The 21,321-nt window shown below is 62.9% G+C and carries 18 protein-coding genes and 1 tRNA gene; 13 read left to right on the top strand and 6 right to left on the bottom strand.

Annotated features, from left to right (window positions below; genetic code table 11):
• Positions 1 to 47 precede the first annotated feature (47 nt).
• Positions 48 to 814 (bottom strand): IS5 family transposase gene (locus METAC_RS25995; RefSeq protein WP_245257393.1). Its coding sequence is split into 2 segments (ribosomal slippage): positions 48 to 502 and positions 502 to 814, totalling 768 coding nucleotides; the frame shifts between segments, so codons are not numbered across the junction.
• A gap of 422 nt (positions 815 to 1,236) precedes the next feature.
• On the opposite strand from METAC_RS25995, the gene METAC_RS0117995 reads away from it, so the two are divergent.
• The 6 genes from METAC_RS0117995 (at position 1,237) to METAC_RS0117970 (ending at position 5,679) form a co-directional block, all read left to right on the top strand.
• Positions 1,237 to 2,055, top strand: coding sequence for an SDR family oxidoreductase (locus tag METAC_RS0117995; protein WP_026608095.1), 819 nt, complete (start codon positions 1,237 to 1,239; stop codon positions 2,053 to 2,055).
• Positions 2,056 to 2,098: 43 nt separating this feature from the next.
• Complete coding sequence (locus tag METAC_RS0117990) at positions 2,099 to 2,665, top strand: hypothetical protein (protein WP_026608094.1); 567 nt, start codon at positions 2,099 to 2,101, stop codon at positions 2,663 to 2,665.
• Positions 2,666 to 2,835: 170 nt separating this feature from the next.
• The gene (locus tag METAC_RS0117985) at positions 2,836 to 3,627 is read left to right on the top strand and encodes an NAD kinase (RefSeq protein ID WP_026608093.1); all 792 of its coding nucleotides are present in this window, start codon (positions 2,836 to 2,838) and stop codon (positions 3,625 to 3,627) included.
• A 3-nt stretch (positions 3,628 to 3,630) separates the two neighbouring features.
• Positions 3,631 to 4,227 (top strand): NUDIX domain-containing protein, encoded by a 597-nt coding sequence (locus tag METAC_RS0117980; RefSeq protein ID WP_026608092.1) that lies wholly within the window; start codon positions 3,631 to 3,633, stop codon positions 4,225 to 4,227.
• Positions 4,217 to 4,723: a MaoC family dehydratase gene (locus METAC_RS0117975; protein ID WP_026608091.1), complete on the top strand. Its 507-nt coding sequence runs from the start codon at positions 4,217 to 4,219 to the stop codon at positions 4,721 to 4,723. The genes METAC_RS0117980 and METAC_RS0117975 overlap by 11 nt, the downstream gene beginning before the upstream one ends.
• A gap of 77 nt (positions 4,724 to 4,800) precedes the next feature.
• A complete protein-coding gene (locus METAC_RS0117970; RefSeq protein WP_026608090.1) occupies positions 4,801 to 5,679 on the top strand; it encodes an HpcH/HpaI aldolase/citrate lyase family protein in 879 nt (292 codons plus the stop codon).
• A 20-nt stretch (positions 5,680 to 5,699) separates the two neighbouring features.
• Here METAC_RS0117970 and METAC_RS0117965 read toward each other — a convergent pair whose 3' ends face one another.
• The gene (locus tag METAC_RS0117965) at positions 5,700 to 8,126 is read right to left on the bottom strand and encodes a hypothetical protein (RefSeq protein ID WP_156898271.1); all 2,427 of its coding nucleotides are present in this window, start codon (positions 8,124 to 8,126) and stop codon (positions 5,700 to 5,702) included.
• A gap of 282 nt (positions 8,127 to 8,408) precedes the next feature.
• Between METAC_RS0117965 and ftsH the strand changes: the two genes are divergently transcribed.
• The 3 genes from ftsH (at position 8,409) to METAC_RS24400 (ending at position 11,234) form a co-directional block, all read left to right on the top strand.
• Positions 8,409 to 10,262, top strand: coding sequence for an ATP-dependent zinc metalloprotease FtsH (gene ftsH / locus METAC_RS0117955; RefSeq protein ID WP_026608088.1), 1,854 nt, complete (start codon positions 8,409 to 8,411; stop codon positions 10,260 to 10,262).
• Positions 10,263 to 10,413: 151 nt separating this feature from the next.
• Positions 10,414 to 10,734: a hypothetical protein gene (locus METAC_RS24405; protein ID WP_156898270.1), complete on the top strand. Its 321-nt coding sequence runs from the start codon at positions 10,414 to 10,416 to the stop codon at positions 10,732 to 10,734.
• An 89-nt stretch (positions 10,735 to 10,823) separates the two neighbouring features.
• Complete coding sequence (locus METAC_RS24400) at positions 10,824 to 11,234, top strand: Rieske (2Fe-2S) protein (RefSeq protein WP_036256773.1); 411 nt, start codon at positions 10,824 to 10,826, stop codon at positions 11,232 to 11,234.
• Between the two features lie 226 nt (positions 11,235 to 11,460).
• Here METAC_RS24400 and METAC_RS24395 read toward each other — a convergent pair whose 3' ends face one another.
• The 3 genes from METAC_RS24395 to acpA all read right to left on the bottom strand — a co-directional run bounded on the left by METAC_RS24395 (position 11,461) and on the right by acpA (position 16,732).
• Positions 11,461 to 13,068, bottom strand: coding sequence for a PEP/pyruvate-binding domain-containing protein (locus tag METAC_RS24395; RefSeq protein ID WP_036256772.1), 1,608 nt, complete (start codon positions 13,066 to 13,068; stop codon positions 11,461 to 11,463).
• A gap of 68 nt (positions 13,069 to 13,136) precedes the next feature.
• The gene (locus tag METAC_RS0117930; protein WP_026608086.1) at positions 13,137 to 15,065 is read right to left on the bottom strand and encodes a hypothetical protein; all 1,929 of its coding nucleotides are present in this window, start codon (positions 15,063 to 15,065) and stop codon (positions 13,137 to 13,139) included.
• Between the two features lie 101 nt (positions 15,066 to 15,166).
• Positions 15,167 to 16,732 carry an acid phosphatase gene (acpA, locus tag METAC_RS0117925; protein WP_026608085.1) on the bottom strand — a complete coding sequence of 522 codons (1,566 nt, stop codon included), beginning with the start codon at positions 16,730 to 16,732 and terminating at the stop codon, positions 15,167 to 15,169.
• A 125-nt stretch (positions 16,733 to 16,857) separates the two neighbouring features.
• On the opposite strand from acpA, the gene METAC_RS24390 reads away from it, so the two are divergent.
• The 4 genes from METAC_RS24390 (at position 16,858) to METAC_RS0117900 (ending at position 20,692) form a co-directional block, all read left to right on the top strand.
• Positions 16,858 to 17,445, top strand: coding sequence for a mismatch-specific DNA-glycosylase (locus METAC_RS24390; RefSeq protein ID WP_051335669.1), 588 nt, complete (start codon positions 16,858 to 16,860; stop codon positions 17,443 to 17,445).
• 101 nt (positions 17,446 to 17,546) lie between these two features.
• Positions 17,547 to 17,621, top strand: a tRNA-Val gene (locus METAC_RS0117915).
• A 532-nt stretch (positions 17,622 to 18,153) separates the two neighbouring features.
• A complete protein-coding gene (locus METAC_RS24385) occupies positions 18,154 to 20,310 on the top strand; it encodes a multicopper oxidase domain-containing protein (RefSeq protein WP_084143778.1) in 2,157 nt (718 codons plus the stop codon).
• An 82-nt stretch (positions 20,311 to 20,392) separates the two neighbouring features.
• Positions 20,393 to 20,692 (top strand): hypothetical protein, encoded by a 300-nt coding sequence (locus METAC_RS0117900; RefSeq protein WP_245257518.1) that lies wholly within the window; start codon positions 20,393 to 20,395, stop codon positions 20,690 to 20,692.
• A 70-nt stretch (positions 20,693 to 20,762) separates the two neighbouring features.
• Here the strand turns inward: METAC_RS0117900 and METAC_RS26580 are convergent, their stop codons facing one another.
• Positions 20,763 to 21,011 (bottom strand): hypothetical protein, encoded by a 249-nt coding sequence (locus tag METAC_RS26580; protein WP_156898269.1) that lies wholly within the window; start codon positions 21,009 to 21,011, stop codon positions 20,763 to 20,765.
• Positions 21,012 to 21,321: the final 310 nt, after the last annotated feature.

Genomic DNA, 21,321 nt, shown 5'->3' with positions numbered 1-21,321 from the left:
GAAAGCATCTAACGGTGATTCGATTCAGCGATTTTCACCGGCTCAAACTAGGTCCTGTTGACAAATATGCGCATCCAGATCCTGATCGCGGCGATTTGGACGAACCCGAGATAGCTGGCTGCGGTTTTGTCGTAGCGGGTTGCGAGGCGCCGAGAGTTTTTGAGCTTGTTGAAGCAACGCTCGACGCGGTTGCGCAAGGCATAGATGTGACTGTCGATCTGGATTTGGATCTTGCGGTTTCGGCGCGTCGGAATGATGGCCGCAGCGCCTGTTTTCTCCAGCGTTTCGCGAATATGATCGGAATCATAACCACGATCGGCGAGCAGGACTTTGGCCTCAGGTCCTTCCGCTTCCATCAAGGGGGCGAAGCCCGAATAATCCGAGACCTCGCCTGCGGTGATCTTTGCGGCTATCGGCAGTCCTTCGCCGTTCGTGCGGAGGTGAATCTTTGTCGTGAAGCCACCTCTCGAGCGGCCAAGACCCTGACGCGGAGTCCCCCTTTAGCGCCGGCGGCGCAGTGATGCGCCCGGATGATGGTCGAGTCGATCATCTGGACGGTCTCGCCAACGCCCTCGGTTTCATTCAGGGCTTCCAGAAGGAGCTCCCACAGCCCACTGAGAGTCCAGCGCCGGAACTGCCGATAGACCGACGACCATTTGCCGAAATGCTCGTGCAGGTCCCGCCATTGCGCGCCGGTGCGGGCAATCCAGAAAATCCCATCGAGAACGAGGCGGTGGTCCTTCGGCCGTCGCCCGCTATGCGCGCCGCGAACCGTCACGAACGGCTCGAAACACGCCCATTCCTCATCCGACATCAATCCCCGAATCAAGCCCGCCTCCTTCCGAAAGCGACCTTGAATCAGAACCTTACCCTAATGGGAATCCTATTTGTCAACGGGACCTAGCGCACTCGAAGGTGTTGGGGGTGACGCCAACCGATATCGCCAGATGCTGCCGATGGAAGTTCTATAGCATTGGCCTTCCTAGCTATGACTGCCTAAGGAAGTATGGCCGACTTTTAGGTCCGCTTTTGGGAAACAAACCGCTTTAGCTAAGCGACCGACATGAGTCGGGAGCGGAAATTCAAACTGAGACGCCACCAATTTTGGTGCGACGCCTGTCGGCCGAGCCAAACCTGCGGCGGAAAAACCGCCCGCGTGATAGAGACAGGCGCAAGGCGGAGCCGGCTATCCAGAGCCGCGCGCGGTTTTGACCAGAGCTTGAAGGGGACGGGGCAATGAAAAGCGAAAAGCGCGTGGCGCTTGTCACGGGAGCAAGTTCGGGCCTAGGCTTGGCGATCGCCGAGGAACTGCACGGCGCAGGCTATCGCGTCTATGGCGCGTCGCGCAAAGCGGCCGACGCCAATCCCCCCGGAGGTTTCGAGCCGATCAAGATGGACGTCGATCACGACTCCTCGGTCGAGGCCGCGATCGCCGATGTGGTCGCACGCGAAGGCCGCCTCGACGTCGTGGTCAGCAATGCGGGGGTCGGCTTCGCTGGCGCGCTGGAAGACACGAGCTCCGAGGAAGCCTTGGCGCAATTCCAAACCAATTTCTTCGGCAATCATCGCGTCTGCCGCACCGCCTTGCCGCATCTTCGCGCGCGTGATCCCGCCCATCTCGTCGTCGTCGGCTCCATCGCCGGCCTCATCGCGCTTCCCTTCCAGGGCATGTATAGCGCGGCAAAATTCGCGCTCGAAGGTTATTGCGAGGCGCTGCGCATGGAGCTGCGCGGATCCAGCGTCCGAGTCGCGATCGTCGAGCCGGGCGATTTCGCCACAGGCTTCACCGCAGCGCGACGTCTGACGGCGGCGAGTGGTCCCGGCTCGGCCTATCGCAAGACATTCGAGGCCGCGCTCGCCGCCATCGAGGCGGACGAAACCAGCGGCGCCGACCCGGTCCTGGTCGGCCGAGCAGTCAAGCGCATCGTCGAATTGGATCGGCCGGCGCTGCGTTATCCCATCGGCGCCCTGGCGCAAACCGCCGTCGCGCGGGCCAAGCCCTTCATTCCGGCCGGGGCCTTCGAGGCGCTAATCGCCAGCCATTATAAATGTTGAGCCGTCCGGGCTTTCGCCCGGCCCAAGGATCGGGAGACTCGCGATGAGTTGCGACAAGGTCATGCTGATCCGCCATGCGGAGCGCCCCAGTCCCGACAAAAGGTTTCGCGGCGTCAATCTCGAGGGGCGCAAGGACAAGGAATCGATCACCGTGCGCGGCTGGCAGCGCGCCGGCGCGCTGGTTCGTTTCTTCGCGCCCTGCGACGATCGCTTCAGCCATCCGGCCCTCGCCCGGCCCCGCGCGCTCTACGCTTGCAAAGCCGCGCCGGAAGACCCGAGCCTGAGACCCCGGAACACTCTGATCCCTCTCGCCGAGCTGTTAGAGGCCGACTCCGGCGTCGAGCTCAATGGCGACTATTTTTACGGCGAGGAGACCGCCCTCGTGCGTCAGGTCCTCGCCGCTCCGGGGCCGGCTTTGATCGCCTGGAAACATCTTTCCATGCACATCATCGCCAACGCCATCCTCGGCGACGAAAAGACCGCGCCGCAATATTGGCCTTACGAGCGCGTCGATCTCGTCTGGATTTTCGACAAGCAAGGCGAGGGCTGGCGCTTCACCCAGGTTCCGCAGCTCCTGCTCGCCGGCGACCTCGCGGATGTCGTCGCTTAAGCCGGCGGACGGTCGGAAAACGCTCTGGTCGCGGGCCGCTGCTTCGACGCAGCTTTACGGCGCCTCCGGCTTACGTTTATGTCAAGGCGCAGCTCGAAAGCTAATCCCAATCGGATAGAACGTCCGACCGAAAGGCGTCGCTGGAACTCGAAGGGTCGGAGCGGGAGATTATGGCCGCCGAAAACAGCGCGAAGCACCGCTTCGAGCGCATCGCCTTTCTTTCTTCTGGCGCGCCGGAAGCGACGGCCGCGCTGCATGAGCTCGTCGCGCGTTATGGCAATGTCCATCCGGACGCCGCCGACGTCATCGTCGCCCTCGGCGGCGACGGCCTCATGCTGCGCACGCTGCATCGCTTCATGGGCGCGAACAAGCCGATCTATGGGATGAATCGCGGCACGGTCGGATTTCTCATGAATGAATTTCATGGTCCCGACCTCATCCAGCGCCTCGACGAGGCTGAGGCCTCGGTGGTCCATCCCCTGCTGATGAAGGCGATCGACATGGAAGGCGAGATCGTCAAGGCGCGGGCGATCAACGAGGTGTCGCTCATGCGCCAATCCTATCAGGTCGCGAAAATGCGGGTGTCGATCGACGGCAGGGAGAGGCTCGGCGAACTCGCCGCCGACGGCCTCCTGGTTGCGACGCCCGTGGGCTCGACCGCCTATAATCTTTCGGCGCATGGGCCGATCCTTCCCCTGGACGCGACCATGGTGGCGCTGACGCCGATCTCGGCCTTTCGGCCGCGCGGCTGGCGCGGCGCGCTGCTTTCCGACAAGATGCAGATCACGATCGACGTCCTCGAGTCGGACAAGCGGCCGGTCGCCGCGGTCGCCGATCATTTCGAGCTGAAGAACATCGTCAAGGTCACGGTCTCGATGGATCATGCGACCGGGCTCGTGCTGCTCCACGATCCCGGCCATTCGCTCAACGAGCAGATCCTGCGCGAGCAATTCGGATATTGAGACATGGTCGATGGCATCCGCATCCTCAGCCGCCAGCTGCTTGCGCGCGGGCGCGGCCTGCTCGAGAAGATTTCCTTCGAGCGCCGGCGCTACGACGGCCGCCCGCAAAGCATGAGCCGCGAAGTCTATGACACAGGCGACGGCGCCGCGATCCTCCTCTATGATCCGACGCGCTCCCGCGTCGTGCTCATTCGCCAATTTCGCGCGCCGGCTTTTCTCTCGGGCGGGCACGACGGCCTGATCGAAGTTTGCGCCGGCAAGCTCGAAGGCGCCGACGCCGAGGCGAGAATCGTCAAGGAGGCGGAGGAGGAGACCGGCTTCGCCGTCCACCATCCCAAGCGGCTATTCGAGGCCTATATGAGCCCCGGCGCCTTTTGCGAGAGGCTCACCTTTTTCATCGCGGAATATTCACCGGCGGATCGAATGAGCGACGGCGGCGGCCTCGAAGAGGAAGACGAGGACATCGAGGTGTTGGAGCCGACGTTCGACGAAGCCCTCGCCATGATCGACAGCGGCGAAATCATCGACGCCAAGACGATCCTGCTGTTGCATTACGCCAAGCTCGCCGGCCTAATGCGGAGCGCGGCGGATGAGCGATGACGCGCAAGGCGATTGGGTCTTCGGCGCCCTCCGTAGCCCGCGCGGCGGACTCTATTACGAGGATTTCGTCGTCGGCGCCAAAGTCGCGCATCGCCTGACCAGAACGGTCACCCAAATGGACAATATGTTGTTCTCCAACATGACCCTCAATCCCCAGCCGCTGCATATAGACGCGCATTTTTGCGCGACGGAAACCGAGTGGGGACGGCCCTTGATGAACTCGCTTTTCACGCTCGGGCTCATGATCGGCATCTCGGTCAACGACCTGACGCTCGGCACGACCATCGCCAATCTCGGCATGACCGAAGTCAAGTTTCCAGCGCCGCTCTTCGAAGGCGACACCATCCATGTGACGACCGAGATTGCCGCGAAGCGCATGTCGAACTCGCGCGCCGACGCGGGAATCGTCGAATTCATCCATCGCGCCTATCGCCAGGACGGCGCTCTCGTCGCAGAATGCCGGCGCCAGGCTTTCATGAAGAAAAGGCCGGCTTGAGATCGCGGCGCCGGTCCGTAAGACGCCGGCGTCGAAGACCGAGGCGCGTTGCCGCCTGAATTGAACCGAGGCGTCTCATGCGCTCTCTTCTCTTCGTCCCCGCCGACAGCGAGAGAAAGCTCGCGAAGGCCCTCTCATCCGGCGCGGACTGCCTGGCGATTGATCTCGAGGATTCCGTGACGCTCGCCAACAAGGCGGCGGCTCGGCGATTGGCTTTCGACTTCCTCCAAACCGCGAAGCGCGCGGCGCCGCGCGCCCTACTCTATGTCCGCGTCAATGCGCTCGACTCCGGGCTGGTCGACGCCGATCTCGACGCAATCATGCCGGGCGGCCCGGATGGGGTCCTGCTGCCGAAATGCGTCGACGCCGCCGCCCTCCAGCATCTCGGCGCCAGGCTCGCGGTCAAAGAAGCCGAATGCGATCTTACCGACGGCGCGACGCGCGTCATCGCGATCGTCACCGAGACCGCGGGGTCGCTCTTCAACATGGGCGGCTACGCGGGCGCGAGCCGCCGCCTCGTCGGCCTCGCTTGGGGCGCCGAGGATCTCTCCGCCTGCCTCGGCTCTGAGACGAGCCGAGGCGATGACGGCGCCTACACGGCGCCCTATGCGCTCGCGCGCACGCTCACGCTGCTGGCGGCGAACGCCGCGGACGCGCTGGCGATCGACGCCATCTATCCCGATTTCCACGACCTCCAGGGCCTCCGCAAGGAATGCGATATGGCGAGGCGCGACGGCTTCGCGGCTAAAATGGCCATTCATCCGGCGCAAGTCGCGGTTATCAATGAGGCTCTGACGCCGTCGCCTCAGGCCATCGCCAGAGCCCGCGCCATCGTCGCCGCCTTCGCCGCGGAGCCCGACATGGGCGTCGTGAGCCTCGACGGCGCAATGCTCGACCGGCCGCATCTCGTCAAGGCGCTGCGGCTGCTCGCGCGGACCACCGGCAAGGATCCATAAATCGCCTGCGCTGCGCTTTCCTATTTGCGCCCCGCCGCGGAGAGATCGAACGGAACGAACCCGATCCCCAGAGCCGGGCTCCCCGGTTTCAACCTGAAATCTCCCGCGGCCGGGTTCACGAAGAGCGGATCGACGTTGAAGAGCGAATGAGCGTCCTGGCCGAATTCGGTTTTCCAATTCGCGAGCGTCGCGTTGGAGGCGAAATTGGAGATCGTCGCGCCTACCTGAAAATAAAGGTTGTTATCGGATGTCACGACATCGGGCGTCACCGTGCTCCCCGTCGACTTGACGGGAAAATAAAGAACCGGCACGGCGCTCGAGTCTCCTCGATCGACGACATAGAGATTATGGGTCAAGGTTGCGAAGGCTTGGCCCTGCTCGGCAGGGTAATGCTGCCAGTTGAGCATGTTGAAAATTTGCGGGCCTAGATAGGCCGATGCGTCGTTCTTCGAGTAGAAGATATTGTTGTCGAGCACATTGCCTGTGCCCTTGAACGAGTGAAGGAAATTCTGGCTCCCGGCGAAGACATTATTCCGGATCGTGAGCCCATGTGTATGATCGTCATTGTAGAGGATCATCCCGTCCCGGCCATGGGCGTTCAACCTGCGTCCGTACCATGAGGGATGCGTTGATGTCGTGATATGCGCGGTTTTGTTATATTCTATGACCGTTCCATCCAATGGCCCGACCGTATAGATCGCTCCCCAGTCCTGCGCGGTAGTGTCGCCGCCGTCGCCCAGATCATGGATATAGTTCCATGAAATGACATTGTTCGTCGGCCCAGGGAACAAAGGGTCTTTTTGGCCGGCGCCATACCAGCCGGGATCGGAGCCCATCCACATGGCCCAGGCCGGGCCGTGACTGATCTCATTATGCGAGATGACCGAATTCGCGACGCCGCGGCCCGCGAATACGGCCAGCGAGTTCAAGATCACATGGCCGAAATCCTCGATCAGATTATTGGAGACGGTCACCGGCCCGACCCTCCACTCCGGCGTGCTCGGACCATTGAGGAAATTATCCGGGTATCGCTCCTTATTGCGCCGCGGCTCGTTGCCGGCGATGATCGCCGAAGAGCCGATGTCCTGCAAAACGCTGTTCTTGATCGCGTTTCCGCCCGAGCCCGGGCCGAACATGACCGCCGCCTCGCCAAGATGCGTCAGCGTCACATGGTCGAGCGTGACGCCTGTCCCGCCGACAACCGTGATCGCCGCCAAGGGATTCTCAAAGCAATTGGTGACCGCCCCAACATAACCGGTGCTCAACATCGGGGAATTGGTGTGGGCGAAGGAGATATTCGAAAAAGAAATCCGGCCGACGAGATTTCCGGGCGTTCCAAATTGCCGCGCGTTCGAGATCAGGATCAATTCCGCCGCATAGGGTGCGACGACCGTCGCGCTCGACGGCGTTTCGCCCGGGCGCGGAACATATGTCAAGACGCCGGACTTACGGTCGAGATACATTTCTCCGACTTGCGACTCGGTTCCGAGATCTTCGTAGACATTCTCCCTTCGCCAGGATTGTCCGGCAGGCATGGAATCGCCCAGCGCATGCGCCGTCAAGGCCACAATGTGGTTGGCTTCGTCGACCGATTTGATGTGGAGAAGATTGTCGGCGGGCGCCGGCAGCGCCATGCGAATCATGACGTCGGTCAAATTCGTCCAGCGCGCGTTGATCTCGCCCGTATTGAAACCGAAGCGATCCGTGTTGGTTGGACGCGCAGCTGCGGAATGCGCGACGATGGTCATCCGATCGCCATGGTCCGCCGGCTTCAGCAGGTCGGCCGCCGCCGAGCCGGAACTTTCCACCTGCGCCGCGACGTGAAAGCGGTCGTGGCCGGGAAGCGGCCTGATCGGCCATTTCGCGCGCTTGCCATTGACCCAAATCTCGCCGAAATACCATGAGCCGGCCGCGACCTCGGGAATGCGGAGCGTCCAAAAACCGGTCGCAGGATCGAGGGCGAAACCTTTGAGAACCCGGCCGGCGCTGATCACCGCCGATTCTCCCGGATAAGACGCATAACTCACGACATGGCCGGGGCCGGCGGAATCGGCCGAGGCGAATATTTCTTTTGCGGCGAGCGCATAGGTCCCGCCGCGAAACATCACGGTCCAATCACGCGCGCGTCCGCCCTCGGCGGCGAGCTTCTCTGCGATGATCTCCTTCGCGCGGTGGAGCGTCGCCACAGGCCCTTTCTTACCGTTCGGGTTAGGCGACTCGCCCGTCCATGCGTCATTGCCGTTCGGCGCAACATAGACGTCCGCGCCTGGCGCGGCCGCCTCGGGCGCGGCGAAGGCGCATCTTGCTCCTCCGAGACAAAACACCGCGGCCGCGAATAAGGCGCCCAAAGCAAAGGCCACGGGAGGCGGACCGAACCCCCTGCGGGTGGGCGGCGCTGCTGATCGCGCAAGACGGGTGAGGCGTAAGCGTAGGGTTTTAGGCTGCATGAGGATTTCTCGCGGGATCGAGAGCGCCATTTCGAGATCAGCGCCCGTCATAAGGGCCAATTTTGGCCGAAAGCGGCGCCGCCTCCGAGTTTCGAGGCCGTGCGTCGAGCAGAGTCATCATAACTCCTTGATGTTCCGCCCGCCGGCTCCAAATCTAGCGGCTGGAGCTTGATCCAGATCAGCCTGCGAAAGCCGCTCCGCATCTAGGTAAAGAGCGCTCGCCCGGCGGCTTCGGCGCGCCGATCGAAGGACATTGCGAGGGGCATTGGAGGCGAGGGCGTCATGGCGTTCGATAGTCGCAAGCAGACCTGGGCGATTTGGTATTTCATCGCCGCCGTTCTCGGCGTCCTGCTGCTTCAGCAGGCCTGGAGCACTTATCAGCAGACTGAGACGATCCCTTACAGCGAGTTTGAAAAGCTCGTCGCCGACAAGCAAGTGTCCGAAGTAGTGATCGGATCGGACATGATCCAAGGCGAGCTCAAGACGCCGAAATCCACCGGCGTCAGCAAATTCGTCACGGCCCGGGTCGATCCCACGCTCGCCGACAAGCTGTCCGCTGAAGGAATAAAGGTCACTGGCGCGCCCTCCTCCGGCGTCTTGAGCTGGATCTTCGCCTGGATCATCCCGGCGCTGCTCTTCTATTTGCTCTGGGTGTTTCTGTTTCGCGGCTTCGCCGAGAAACAGGGGTTGGGCGGCTTGATGACGATCGGCAAGTCGCATGCAAAAGTCTATGTCGAAACCGACACCAAGGTCACGTTCAAGGACGTGGCCGGCGTCGACGAGGCCAAGTTCGAGCTCCAGGAAGTCGTCTCCTTCCTTAGAGACCCGAAATCCTTCGGCCGGCTGGGCGCCCGCGCCCCGAAAGGCATTCTCCTCGTCGGCCCGCCGGGCACCGGCAAGACGCTGCTCGCGCGCGCCGTCGCCGGCGAGGCCGGCGTCGCCTTCTTCTCGATCTCGGGCTCGGAATTCGTCGAAATGTTCGTCGGCGTCGGCGCCGCCCGCGTCCGCGACCTCTTCGAGCAGGCGCGCAAGGCGGCGCCTTGCATCATCTTCATCGACGAACTCGACGCGCTCGGGCGGTCGCGTTCGGTCGGCGGGATCGGCGGCGTCGATGAAAAAGAGCAGACGCTCAACCAGCTTCTCGCCGAGCTCGACGGCTTCGATCCTTCGATCGGAGTCATCCTGCTCGCGGCGACGAACCGGCCCGAGATTCTCGACCCGGCGCTGCTCCGCGCCGGCCGTTTCGATCGGCAAGTGCTGGTCGACCGCCCGGACCGGATCGGGCGTTCGGAGATCCTGAAAGTTCACGCGCGGAAGATCGTCCTCGACCCGGCGGTCGATCTCGATCAGATCGCGGGCATGACCACTGGCTTCACCGGCGCCGATCTCGCCAATCTCGTCAACGAGGCCGCGGTCATCGCGACGCGCCGCAAAAGCGCGGCGACGACGGCGGCGGATTTCACCGCCGCGATCGAGCGCGTCATCGCGGGGATCGAGAAGAAGAGTCGAATCCTGTCTGCGCCGGAGCGGCGGCGCGTCGCCTATCACGAGATGGGCCATGCGCTTGTCGCCGCCACCCTGCCTGACGTCGACCCGGTGCTGAAGGTCTCGATCATCCCGCGCGGCGTCGGCGCGCTCGGCTACACGATCCAGCGCCCGACCGAGGATCGCTTCGTCCTCGCCGCAAGCGAATTGCGCCACCGCATCACCGTTCTGCTCGGCGGACGCGCCGCCGAGTCGCTGTTGTTCGACGGCGACATCTCGACCGGCGCCGCCGACGATCTCCAGCGTGCGACCGACATCGCCCTTGAGATGACAACGCTCTACGGCATGGCGCAAACGGTCGGACAGCGCACCTACCGGGCGTCACCCCAATTTTTCCTCGATCAGGCGCAATCACGCGACAAGCCGGCGGCTTCGGAAGCGACGCTGCGCGAGATCGACGTCAGCGTGCGAGACATCGTGAGCGAGGCTTTCATCGAGGCGCGCGACATTCTCAAGCGGCGCCGCGCCGATCTCGACAAGGGCGCCGAGCTTCTGCTGGAGAAAGAGGCGATCACCGCCGAGGATTTTCCGCCGATCCAAAAAACACCGCCGAAGCAGGCGCCGCAACTGCCCCACGCGCGTTCCGCATGAGCGCCCTCGGCTCACGCGCGCAGCCAAACGCCCCCTCCACGCGCATATCGATTCCGCACCCGGCAAACTGATCCAAATCAAGGCGCTTATCAAAGCAATTTGCTTCGGTTTTGGTGGGCGAAACGGTCAACAAACCCGAAGGAGAATGGCGATGACCAATGCGAGTTCGACAGAGCACGGCCTCGGCTTCGCCCGGATGGAGCCGCCGCTTCCCGCCGCGAGCCTCACTGCGTGGTGGAATGACGCTTTTCTGCGTCTGCCCCTGGCGGTGGCCGGCGAAACCTTGCGCTTCACGGCGAGGCGGCTCCTGGCGCAAGCCGACTATCTTTCGCGCGTCAATCATTGCGCCAATGTTCCGGAATTCATGGAGGCGCAATCGCAATTCATGCGGACGGCGACCGACGATTATGGCGTCGAAACCGGCCGGATCATGGAGGAGGTCCGCGCGGCCTGCACCAAGCAGGCCGCCTAAAGCATGTTCCAACTTATTGATCTGGAGCGAGTTCTTATCGATTGGATGATTCCATCCAATCGGAACGCGCTCTAAAAGGAGAATGCGTCTTGACCCACGCCCCTGCGCGTCCGCCGACGGAGCGCAAAGACTATCCGCATAATTTTCGCCGCATCCGGCTCGAGCTCGCGCGCGAGAAAGGCCATCCGGGCGGCAACGCCCGCGATGGCTACATCCTCGTCATACCGCTGGATAAGGAAGCGCGGATCGACGTCGAGACGTGGCGAGCGCATCGCGACCTTTGCCGGGTGGTGCGCTTCCGCGAGGGTGAGGTCGACGAGATCGGCCGTCTCCAACACAAGCATGGCCGCTGGTCGTTTCATTACGCCAATCCGCCGCAAGCGGAAGACGAAAACGCGCTTCATCTCGAGAGTGACCAATTCGCCATCGGGACCTATGTCGCAATTCGCGAGGACGGCGCAGCCCACACGTTCCAGGTCGCCTCGGTCGATTATATTTGAGCCGGCTCTTTGCGGCGCGAGCGGGACGCTTGTCGTTCCGCTGCGCTGACGCGCTTGTGGCGGAGACAACCCTTTCAAAGTCGGCCCTGGCCGAGTTTGAACAATTTAAAGACCTGATCGCCGCGATAGCCGAGCATCAAGATTTGACGAGCAAGACAGCCGCTCGCCATGAGAGCTTTTGAAGCATTCGAGAATTTTCAAACGGCCTCCGCCAACTCGATCCGGCTCAACAGTTAGAAGCGGGTTCGGATCGGGGCGCGCGATGATGCGCGCCGCTGCGCCAGCGCGCGAATTCGGCCAGTTCGTCGTCGGGACGTTGCTCGACGATCTTGCCGCGGCCGAGATAGACCGCGCCGGCGTCTCCGTCGATTGAAAGCCAGTCTCCCTCCTGGATGACCGCGGCGCCGATTTGGGCTTTCCGGGCCGAGGCGTCGAAATTGATGGCGCAGCCGACGATGCAAGGCTTGCCCATCTGCCGCGCCACAAGCGCGGCGTGAGCGGTGCGTCCGCCCACAGCCGTCAGGATTCCGGCGGCGACGGCGAAACCCGCGACATCGTCCGTCGTCATGGTCGGCCGCATAAGGATCACGGCGTCTCCCGCTCCGGCCAGCCGTTCGGCCCCGGCCGTATCGAAAGCCGCGCGCCCCACCGCAATGCCGGAAGACGCCGCGACGCCGCGCGCAATCGGCTTGCCGGCCCCATCGAGGCTGGCGTTGACGATAGAGTCGATATTTACGCACTTGAGGCGGCGCAAGGCCTCATGCGGCGTGATCAAGCCCTCATGGACGAGATCGACGGCGATCCGCAGGGCGGCGCGTGGCGTGCGCTTCGCCGCGCGGGTTTGAAGAATCCATAACTTGCCGTTCTCAATGGTGAACTCGATGTCCTGAACGTCCTCATATTCGCGTTCGAGGCGCGCGAGAATGTCGCGAAGATCCACGGCGACCGCGGGCAGCGCGTCGACGAGCGCCGCCTCTGTCAAAGGCGTGACGCGGCCGGACACGACATCCTCGCCCTGGGCGTCGAACAATATGTCGATCACCGGCTCGACGGCCCCATTGGACGGATCGCGCGAGAAGGCGACCCCCGCTCCCGACGTCAAGCCTCTGTTGCCGAAGACCATGGCCTGAACCGCCACCGCCGTCCCGCGCAGATGCTCGAGATTTTCCATGCGCCGATAGGCGCAAGCGCGCTCGCTCATCCAGGAGCGATAGACCGCGCGGGCGGCGCCGAGCAGCTGCGCCTCGGGATCCTCGGAAGGACAATCGTCCTCGACGAGATCATGATAGGCCATGGCGAGGCGTTCGAGCGCCTCGCAATCGAGCTGGCGATCGTTCTCGGCCCCTTCGGCGCTGATGATCCGCGTCAGCTCCGCCGAGAAAGGCGCCGGATCGAGCCCAAGCGCGACGCTGGAATAGCCTTCGAGGAAGCGCCTGCGGCAATCCCAGGCGAATCTCGGATTGCCCGTCTGGCGAATGAGGCCACGAACCGCCGCCAGGCTGCAGCCGACATCGAGCACGGTGTCGAGCATGCCGGGCATGGATCGGGCGGCGCCGGAGCGCACCGACACGAGAAGCGGCGCGCGCCGATCGCCGAACCGCTTGCCGGTGACGCCTTCCAGAAAAGCGACGCCCTCGCGCAGACCATCGATCAAATGGCGCTCGGCGTGAGGGTCTCCTTCGATGACCGCCGCGCAGAGCTTGACCGGCAGAACGAAGGCCGGGGGCACGGGCAGGCCGAGCGAAGCCATGCCCGCGAGGTTGGCGGCCTTTGCGCCGATATGATCGGCGGTATGGCGTTCGGTCGACCCATCGCCAATGCGGACGATCTGCATCATGCTGCCCTTCCTAATTCATTCCTTCGCGACAGGTCATTCGTCGGGCGCGCGCCAGATCAGCTTTTTCACGCCGCGAGATCGGCGAGAACGTGCTGACGCAGACGGTGCCCGAACCCGGCCAGCCGATCGGTCGCCCGCTCGATCGCCCGCGCCAGCTCGAGAACGGAGAGGGCGGTCGTGAGGTCGAGCCCGCCGGAGAGGACCAGCGCGGTCACGCTCCGCTCCGACGCGTCTGCCGCATGCTCGACGTCGATCAGCCGGGCGACGGCGGCGAGCGCATCCTCCGAATCGGCGCGCCGGCCTTCCGGCGCCTCGGCCGCAGCGGCGACGCCGGAAGCCGCCGCTTCAGCGCCCGCGACGGCGGCGGCGCAAAGCTCGGAGAGCGGCCGCAACAGCGCCGCTTCGACGCCGGCCGGCATGAGCGAGGCGATGAAAGCGGCCTGCTCCAATTCGTCGATCGCCGCCTCGACGCCATTGACGAGCTCCTCGATATTCGCGTCGGCGCCGAAACGCGAAACCTCGTTACGCGCCTCGATCGCGATGCGGTCGGCCTTTTCCTCGACGCGGCGCGCGAAGGCCGCCATGGCCGCCCCATTGACCGGCCGTCCCGATCGCCGCTCGGCGATATTGGCCACGAGCGCCGCCGCGATTTCGCGCGCGAGCCCGCACTGACGAACGACAATCGCGAGCAGCATGCTCTCGACCCGCTCGAGCCTGCGGACGAGATCGGCTTCGATGCTGTCCCTGACCAGCCGCACCGATCGCCCCTCGAGCAAGGCTTCGGTCGAGACCCGAAGAACCGTGCGCAGGAAATCCACCGCCGAATCGCGGCCGAGCGAGGAATCGAGCCGCTCTCCGAAGCCGATGCGCGTCGGGATCGCGTGGCGCACCGCCGAGGCGACGAGTTCGGCGCCGCCCAATTCGAGAAAGGCCCGATGGCCGATCGAATTTCGCGCGGCCCAATCGAGAATGCCGATCGCGTCCGCCTTTCCAACCCATAGCCGCAAGACCTTCCGCGCCTTGTTCCAGTCGATCAAAAAGACCAGCGCGGCGCCGATCGCCTCCAGAAACCTGTCGCGCTCCTCGACGCTTTCGCCCTCGAGCCGACCGGTCACGAGATAGAAGGCGCCGTCGGCCGCGGCGCCCTCCGCCTTCTTGGCCTCGAGGCCGCTCCACACCACGGGAAATTTGTCGAAAAGCCTGGTGAAAAACTTGGCGCGAATGAAATGAACATCCGTATGGGTCACAGTGACCGAAGTTCCTTCGATCGACAGCACGAGCACATGGGCGTCGGTCGTTCCAATGTCATTCTGGATAATCAGGCGCGCGCCCGCGCGCGCCGCCGTGGTCGCGAGGCCGGGATGGCCGAATTTCAAGGGTTCTGTGCGCGCGAGGCCGCGCATGAAGGCCTCCACGGCGGGCCTGTCCTCGTCGCGCAGGCCATGGACATGGGCGCCCGCCAGGATTTCCTCGGCGCAGTCCGCCGCGAGCCGGTTCAGGGCCTTGTGCAGGTCCATGACGAGGCGATGAAGACTGTCGCCGCCGGTCGCGGAGACGCCGGTCAGCCTGGCGATGGCGGCCGGCTCGACGTCTTCGGTCGGCGCCAGCGCGCCCGAGGCCTCGATCAACGCGAGCCGCTCCATGGCAGCCTGACCGTCGGACGGCGCGCCGATCTCGACGGCCCGGATCATGATTTTCACGTCGTCGCTGACGCCCTCCATCAGCTTGGCGAGCTCCGGGATGGCGATCCGGCCATTCGCTCCGAGGCGCGCGCCGCCGACGACCGACTTGATCGCCGCCAGGCCGAGGCCTGCAGCCTCGCATTCCGCCGAAAGATCGATCGGCGCCTGCGTCGGCTCGCGCGCATGCTGGGCCGCGGCCTGCAAGGCGCTCATCCGCACCTTGACCCGATTATTCGCCGCAAGCCCTTCCGCCACGAGCGACGGCAGGAGGATCTCGCTCTGCCCGAGTTGCTCGATGATTTGGGCCTTCATGCCGAAGCTCCGCGTTGGATGAGACGAGGCCGCCTTCTGGATAGGCGGCCCGCGGATCGCTTCCTTATCGCGCAGGCAGCGATGGAAGATGTTGTTCTATCTCAAGGTGCCGCCAGATCGAGCGCGCCGGTCATGTCGCCGAGCTTCTGACCGCCCGCCGCTTCCAGGGCCGCGTCCCGCTCCTTCAGCCCGTCGAGAACCGGGAGATTGAAACGCCGCGTGATCAGCCGCAGCGCCGAGGTCGTGTCGTAAAGCGTGTGGTCGACGAAGCCCTTCTTGGCGTAAGGCGAAACGATGATCGCTGGGATGCGGTTGCCGGGTCCCCATCGATCCGCCTTGGGCGGCGCGACATGATCCCAAAACCCGCCATTTTCGTCATAGGTGATCAGGACGAACATGTGCGCCCATTGAGGGCTCTTTTCGAGATGTTCAACGATCTCGGCAATATGCCTGTCGCCGGCAAGGACCTCAGCGTAGCCCGGATGCTCGTTGAGGCTTCCCTGCGGCTTATAGAAGGTCACGGCGGGCAGCGTCCCGGCGTCGATCGCCTGAATGAACAGGTCGCCGTTGATCCCGCCATCTAGCAAGTGCTTGGCGCGTTTTTCCGTGCCTGGCGCATAGGCGGCGAAATAATTGAACGGCTGGTGGTGAAATTGAAAATTCGGCGACGGGTTGATCGGCTTGCCGTCGAGGGCCGCGCCCCAGGCGCCCGCGTACCAGGCCCAGTCGATCTTTTTGTCATGCAGGAGATCTCCGATCGTCGTATCCTGCTGCGGCGGCAGGCGCGTCTCGGCGCCTGGATTAGCATAGGCGGGATCGCCGCCAGACGCCGGCTTGACGCCGCTCGGCTGATACGGCGGCTGCATCGTATTCACGGCGTAGAAATCCGGCCCCGGGGTGATCGTCCCGTTGTTGACGAATATGGGCGGACCATCGAGGGCCGATTTGGGCGAGTCCGGCGCGAGCTTCAAGGTGACGCCGTCACTCTCGACGGCGGCGATCAGCCCTTTGGCCGGGCTTTTGTCAGCGCTCGGATATCGGGGCTCGCAAGAGCAGATCAAGTAGAAATGATTGACGAAGGAGCCGCCGAACGCCGCCATGAAGAAATTATCGGCGAGAACATATTTCTTCGCGACCTCCCAGAGCGGCAGTTTCGAGCCGTCGTAATAACCCATGGGTAGGGCGCCGGCATTGCCATAGGCGACGAAGCGGTCGTTTTTGCCGCCGTTGATTTGCATCTGGTTTTGATAAAAAAGATGCCAAAGATCCCTGGTCGGCGTGCTGAGGGGCGTGTTCAACCCTTTGGAATCGTCGATCGCGAAAAAGCCGTTTGGCAGATGCTCGGTTGCGGCCTGGCCGACCGCCGGAGAGAAATTCGGCGGCGTGAGCCCACCCCAGATCGGCGGCAATTCCTTCAGGACGGATCCATCTCGATCGGTTTGCCGCGCCATTTCCGGCGTCACATTGGCAAGGCCGTTGGCGCCGGGGAAATGGCCGTAGAGATTGTCGAAACTGCGGTTTTCCGCGTAGATGACGACAATGGTCTCGATCTTCTCGAGCCCGCTCGACGAGGCCGGCCCATCTTCGGCCGCCTTTGCGCCTGCAAGCGAACACGCAACGGCGCCCAGGGCAATGACCGCCCGGCGCAGCACTTGCCTATTTTTCATTTGCTCCCCCGATGGCTCCGCGAATGCGGCGGCGGCGCCTCAGCGCCTCGCGGAGATTGATCGTCGTTTCCTGTTACAGTTTCTTGACGCGCGGGCGCCCACGCCGGTCGATTAGGGAGAAACCTATGCGGACGCCAAAGCCCGCTGTGACGGATGCGACTGTGAGTCTTCCGGATCTTGTTCAGGACGGGCTCGACGTGCTTTTCGTCGGCATCAATCCATCGACCTATTCCGCCGCGCAAGGGCATTATTTCGCACGCAAGACGAACCGGTTTTGGCCAGCCTTCTCGCGCTCCGTCCTGAGCCGCAGGGCGCGCGACGCGATCGGCGCCGAACTTTTACTGCCGGCGCATGATCAGATGCTTCTCGCGCATGGCTTCGGCTTCACGGACGCCGTGAAACGCGCGACGGCCCGAGCCGGCGATCTCGCGCCAGCCGAATTCGCGGCGGGCGTCGCCGCGCTCGTCGCGAAGCTCGAGCGTCATCAACCTCGCATCGCCTGCTTTCACGGGATCATGGCCTATCGTCAGGTCCATCGCACCCTGTACGGCGCAAGATCTGATCCCGGCCTCGGCCTGCAGGAGACGCGGATTGGGCGGACAAGGCTCTTTCTCGCGCCCAATCCAAGCCCGGCCAACGCCCATTTCACCCCGGCGGATCAGACCCTCTGGTACGATCGGCTCGTGGCATGCTTGCCTGACACGGACGCCTGATCAAGGGCGAAAGCGCACCGGAATTGCGCTTGACTTCGCTCGCGCGGCCTCCATAAAGATCCGGCTTCGTCGGCGAACGACGATCCGCTCGATCGAGCGACGGGCGCGTAGCTCAGCGGGAGAGCACTCCCTTCACACGGGAGGGGTCACAGGTTCAATCCCTGTCGCGCCCACCATTCAAGCCGTCGATCTCCTTGTAAGCCTTCCAAACCGCGGAAAATCCGATTCGCCTGCCTCGAACCAGGCAGCATGCGGACATGCGCGTTGAATCCGGGAAAATTTCGGAAACGGGCGCGATCCTGTCCGCCGAGATATGCTGAAGTTCTCCGCTTTGTCCGGTTTGGCGAAAGCCCCCTTCAATTTGCTTCGAGCTGAGCGCGGCGGCTCCCCCGTGATCGAAACCGCCTTTCTTGGACCGCCTTGGCCCCCTCGCCGCCAATGCCAGCGATCTCTCGGACCTTTTTTATGCAACCCGAGTTCATCATATGACAAATGGAGCGAAGGACCTATATTATATAGGCCGCCTTATCACCGCAACTATCTAGTTATTTCATAATAATACATCGTTGTTTATAATTGGTATAAAGAAAATATTCTTATTACATCTTGACCATCTCTATTCTTTCAATTTCTGTCCGTGCGCCCAGGCAAGATCCCGTCTCCCCTAAGGAACGACGCCGCGGATCGCCGAGATTTTGGAGATGATCAATGAATTTCAAAAGGCTGGCGGCAATCTCCGCCTGCGGGGCGATCTTGGCCGCCCTAACCGATCCCGCGGCTGCCGATGCTTTTGTCGAGCCGCCAGTCTTCGCCAGCGCCAACGGGGTTCTCGATCTCCTGATGATCGCCAAGGCGCGGCCTATTCCCGCCCTTTCACTCACGCCGCCGGGCGGCGGAGCCCCCGTTCATCCGACAGGATGGATTTACGAAATCTGCCAACGCGCAAAGGCGATCGGCAACCAATGCCCCGCGGATTCGAGCACTGTGGCGGAATATGGCGGCGTCCGCCTCGCCCTGCAAAAAGGCGACGTCCTGAAGATCCGGCTCGTGAACCAGCTCCCCAAGCTCGATCCGAGCAAGGTCACTCATGCGGCCGATCCGGGCGAGGCGAATCTTCCCCTCAATCTCACCAATCTTCACACCCATGGGTTGATCGTCGAGGCGCGGGCGCCGACGCTCGCCAATCCGACCTTCGGCGACGATGTTTTCGTGCAGGTCTATAATTCGGCCAATGGAACGCCGATTCCACAGACCACCCATCAACATGGCTCGATCGTGAAGGATTACGTCGACTATCAGATCGCCATACCAGCCAATCATCCGTCGGGCGCATTTTGGTTCCATCCACACGTCCACGGCCTTTCGCTCAATCAGATCTCAAGCGGCATGGCCGGAATCATCTCGATCGGCCAGGCTGGCGATTACGCGGCAGGCGACGCCGTCGCATCGGGCTTTCCGGGGACCCAAGTTCGGCACTTGATCCTCAAGGACATGCAAGTGCTTGCGGCGGGCCAGATCGGGTTCGACAATGGACCGGCGGACGTCGCCGAGGGCGAGGTGCTGAACCAGGAAGATCCGGACTTCTGCGCTCAATATCCCGCGAGCGCCTCGGAACAGCGCCAAGGGTCTTGCCCGGGATTGGACGGAAGCGACGACGGAGGCAATAATTATGTCGGCGGGCGCTGGTTTTTCACCGTCAGCGGGCAAGTCTTTCCGACTCTGCGCGTGACAAATCCGGACGGCGAGCTCTGGCGCCTGACAAATGCGTCGGGCAGCGTCTCCTACGATTTGCAGCTGACCGACGACTGGACCCAGAGACCAATGGTCATGCAGCTTGTCTCCGTCGACGGCGTCAGCATCGACGTGCCGCCGGCGACGGCCCTAGGAACCGTCGTCCAGCTCGGCGGCGGACGGTTCAAATTGGCGGAATGTCCTCAACGCCTCCCCGTCGCCTTGCGCTCGGCCTTCATTTGCGTCAGCGAATTCACTATGATGCCGAGCTCGCGCGTCGAATTATGGGTGACCTATCGCGATCCAAAGCTCCGTCCGGCTTCATCTCCCACAGGCGCATCCGCAACTTTAAAGACGATCGGGATCACCACCGGCCCCGCCGGCGATTCCTGGCCCGCGATTGATCTCGCCAAGGTGCAATTCGCTCAGGCGAAGCCTCGCGCCTTGACCAACCTCGGCCTGTCCATTCTCGGCGACGCGCTCGCCGCCAACCAAACCGGCGGAATTTTCTCCGCCCCTGTTCCATACGCGAAGGCGGCGCCGCTCCCCCTGCTCTGCAAGCCGCTGGCGTCCGGCCATCGTCGTCGAATCTTTTTCGGGCTTGTCGATTACAATGACTCGGACAGTTTCGGCCTGGGTTATGAAGAGGTCGATGAGCATGGCGCAGTCATCCCCGGAACGCAGGTTCCGGTCAGCGCCTTTGATCCGTCAAGAAACGCCGTCTGCCTACCGCTCGGGCCCGGCCAAACGCCGGTCCATGAGACATGGGAGCTTGTCAATCTGGCCACCGAGAATCACAATTTTCATATTCACCAGACCAAGTTCCGCTTGGTGCAACCTTCGGCCGCCTCGGGCTCGCTGCTCGCCCCCAAGCTCAATCCGGCGATTGGCGCGGGCGTCATGGAAGACAATGTCCCCCTCCCCGTCGCGAGCCCCAATATCCAAGATGTCGCCAACTCGCAGAACGGCTATTGCACGATCGAGCAATGGCGCGGCGGACAATGCTCGTCGACGCCGGTCGTCGTCGACATTCCCTTCTCGCAGCTCGGCGAATTCGTCTATCACTGCCACATTCTGGAGCATGAGGACGGAGGGATGATGGCGAAGATCCAGGTCGTTCCGTCGCCGTATTGAAGCTAGAACGGTCCAGACGTAGAGGGTCGGCGTCGCGTCGCCAGAGCAAGCGGCGCTCCGCGACCACGAGCAAGAGGACCAAGTGACAAGTTCCATCGCCATGGCGATTTGCGCGCTGACCGGATTGCTTTGCGGGCTCTCGCCGAGCGCGCCGACAATTCAGGCGGCCTATGAGCGGGAGGCCGCCTCGGGCAATAGTCAGCACGATCCGGGCCTGCAAGTGATGGAGGCGAGTTGCGAGCCGCCGTCCAACGGACAGTTTTTGTGTCAGGTGATGTTTCTGTCCAAGGACGACCCTTCCCAGCGCCTTTATTTCGACGTCGTCGCTGTTGCGCGGGCCGGCGGCGGCTTTGCGCTCAAAAGCGGCCTGTGCAAGCGCTGAAAGACGCTGGTTCGAATCCGCCTGCCCCGCCAAGCAAGGCAGGGCCGCCTTAATGGGCGGCCCTCAAAAATCATTCCTCGTCGCCCCGCGGCGGAAGCGGCTGCGGATTGATCGCCACACGAATCGCCGCCTCCTGCGGCGATGAAATCGAGGCGCGCTCTCCGCTAAGAATTGGAAGCGTTTGCCAAAAGAGCGAATCTGCGGCCGACGGACGCGCCTCCGCGTTCCCCTCATAGATCCGCGCCGAAGCTTCAATCGAAGTCGCGGCGATCGCAAACATCGCGCCCATCGTCAAAAGCGTCGTCTTGCTCGCATTCATTTTCGTTCTCCCTCTCTTGTCGCGGCGGTCGGCCGCGGCACGTGAGAAAGGTGGCGCCAAAGGCCAAGAAAGGCCGTGCGCGGATGCACGCGAAGTCAAGGCGTTCGGATTTGTTGTGGAAAAATGCGCACCCAAACCCGACTCTTTGCTTCGATGGAAAAGATCCGAGCCTGCGCTCGGCTTCGCGCCGAGCGACAGCGGAGAATCGATGATATTTGACATTTTTTGTTATTAGTAATATCAGTTAATTGGTATTCTCAGCGTGTCGAACCCATACTTCCCGCGACAGCGGCGTCCGTTGCTTCCTCCC

Origin of the sequence: Methylocapsa acidiphila B2 (genome assembly GCF_000427445.1) — a bacterium.
GTDB lineage: Bacteria > Pseudomonadota > Alphaproteobacteria > Rhizobiales > Beijerinckiaceae > Methylocapsa > Methylocapsa acidiphila.
This window is presented reverse-complemented; position numbering and strand designations above follow the sequence as displayed.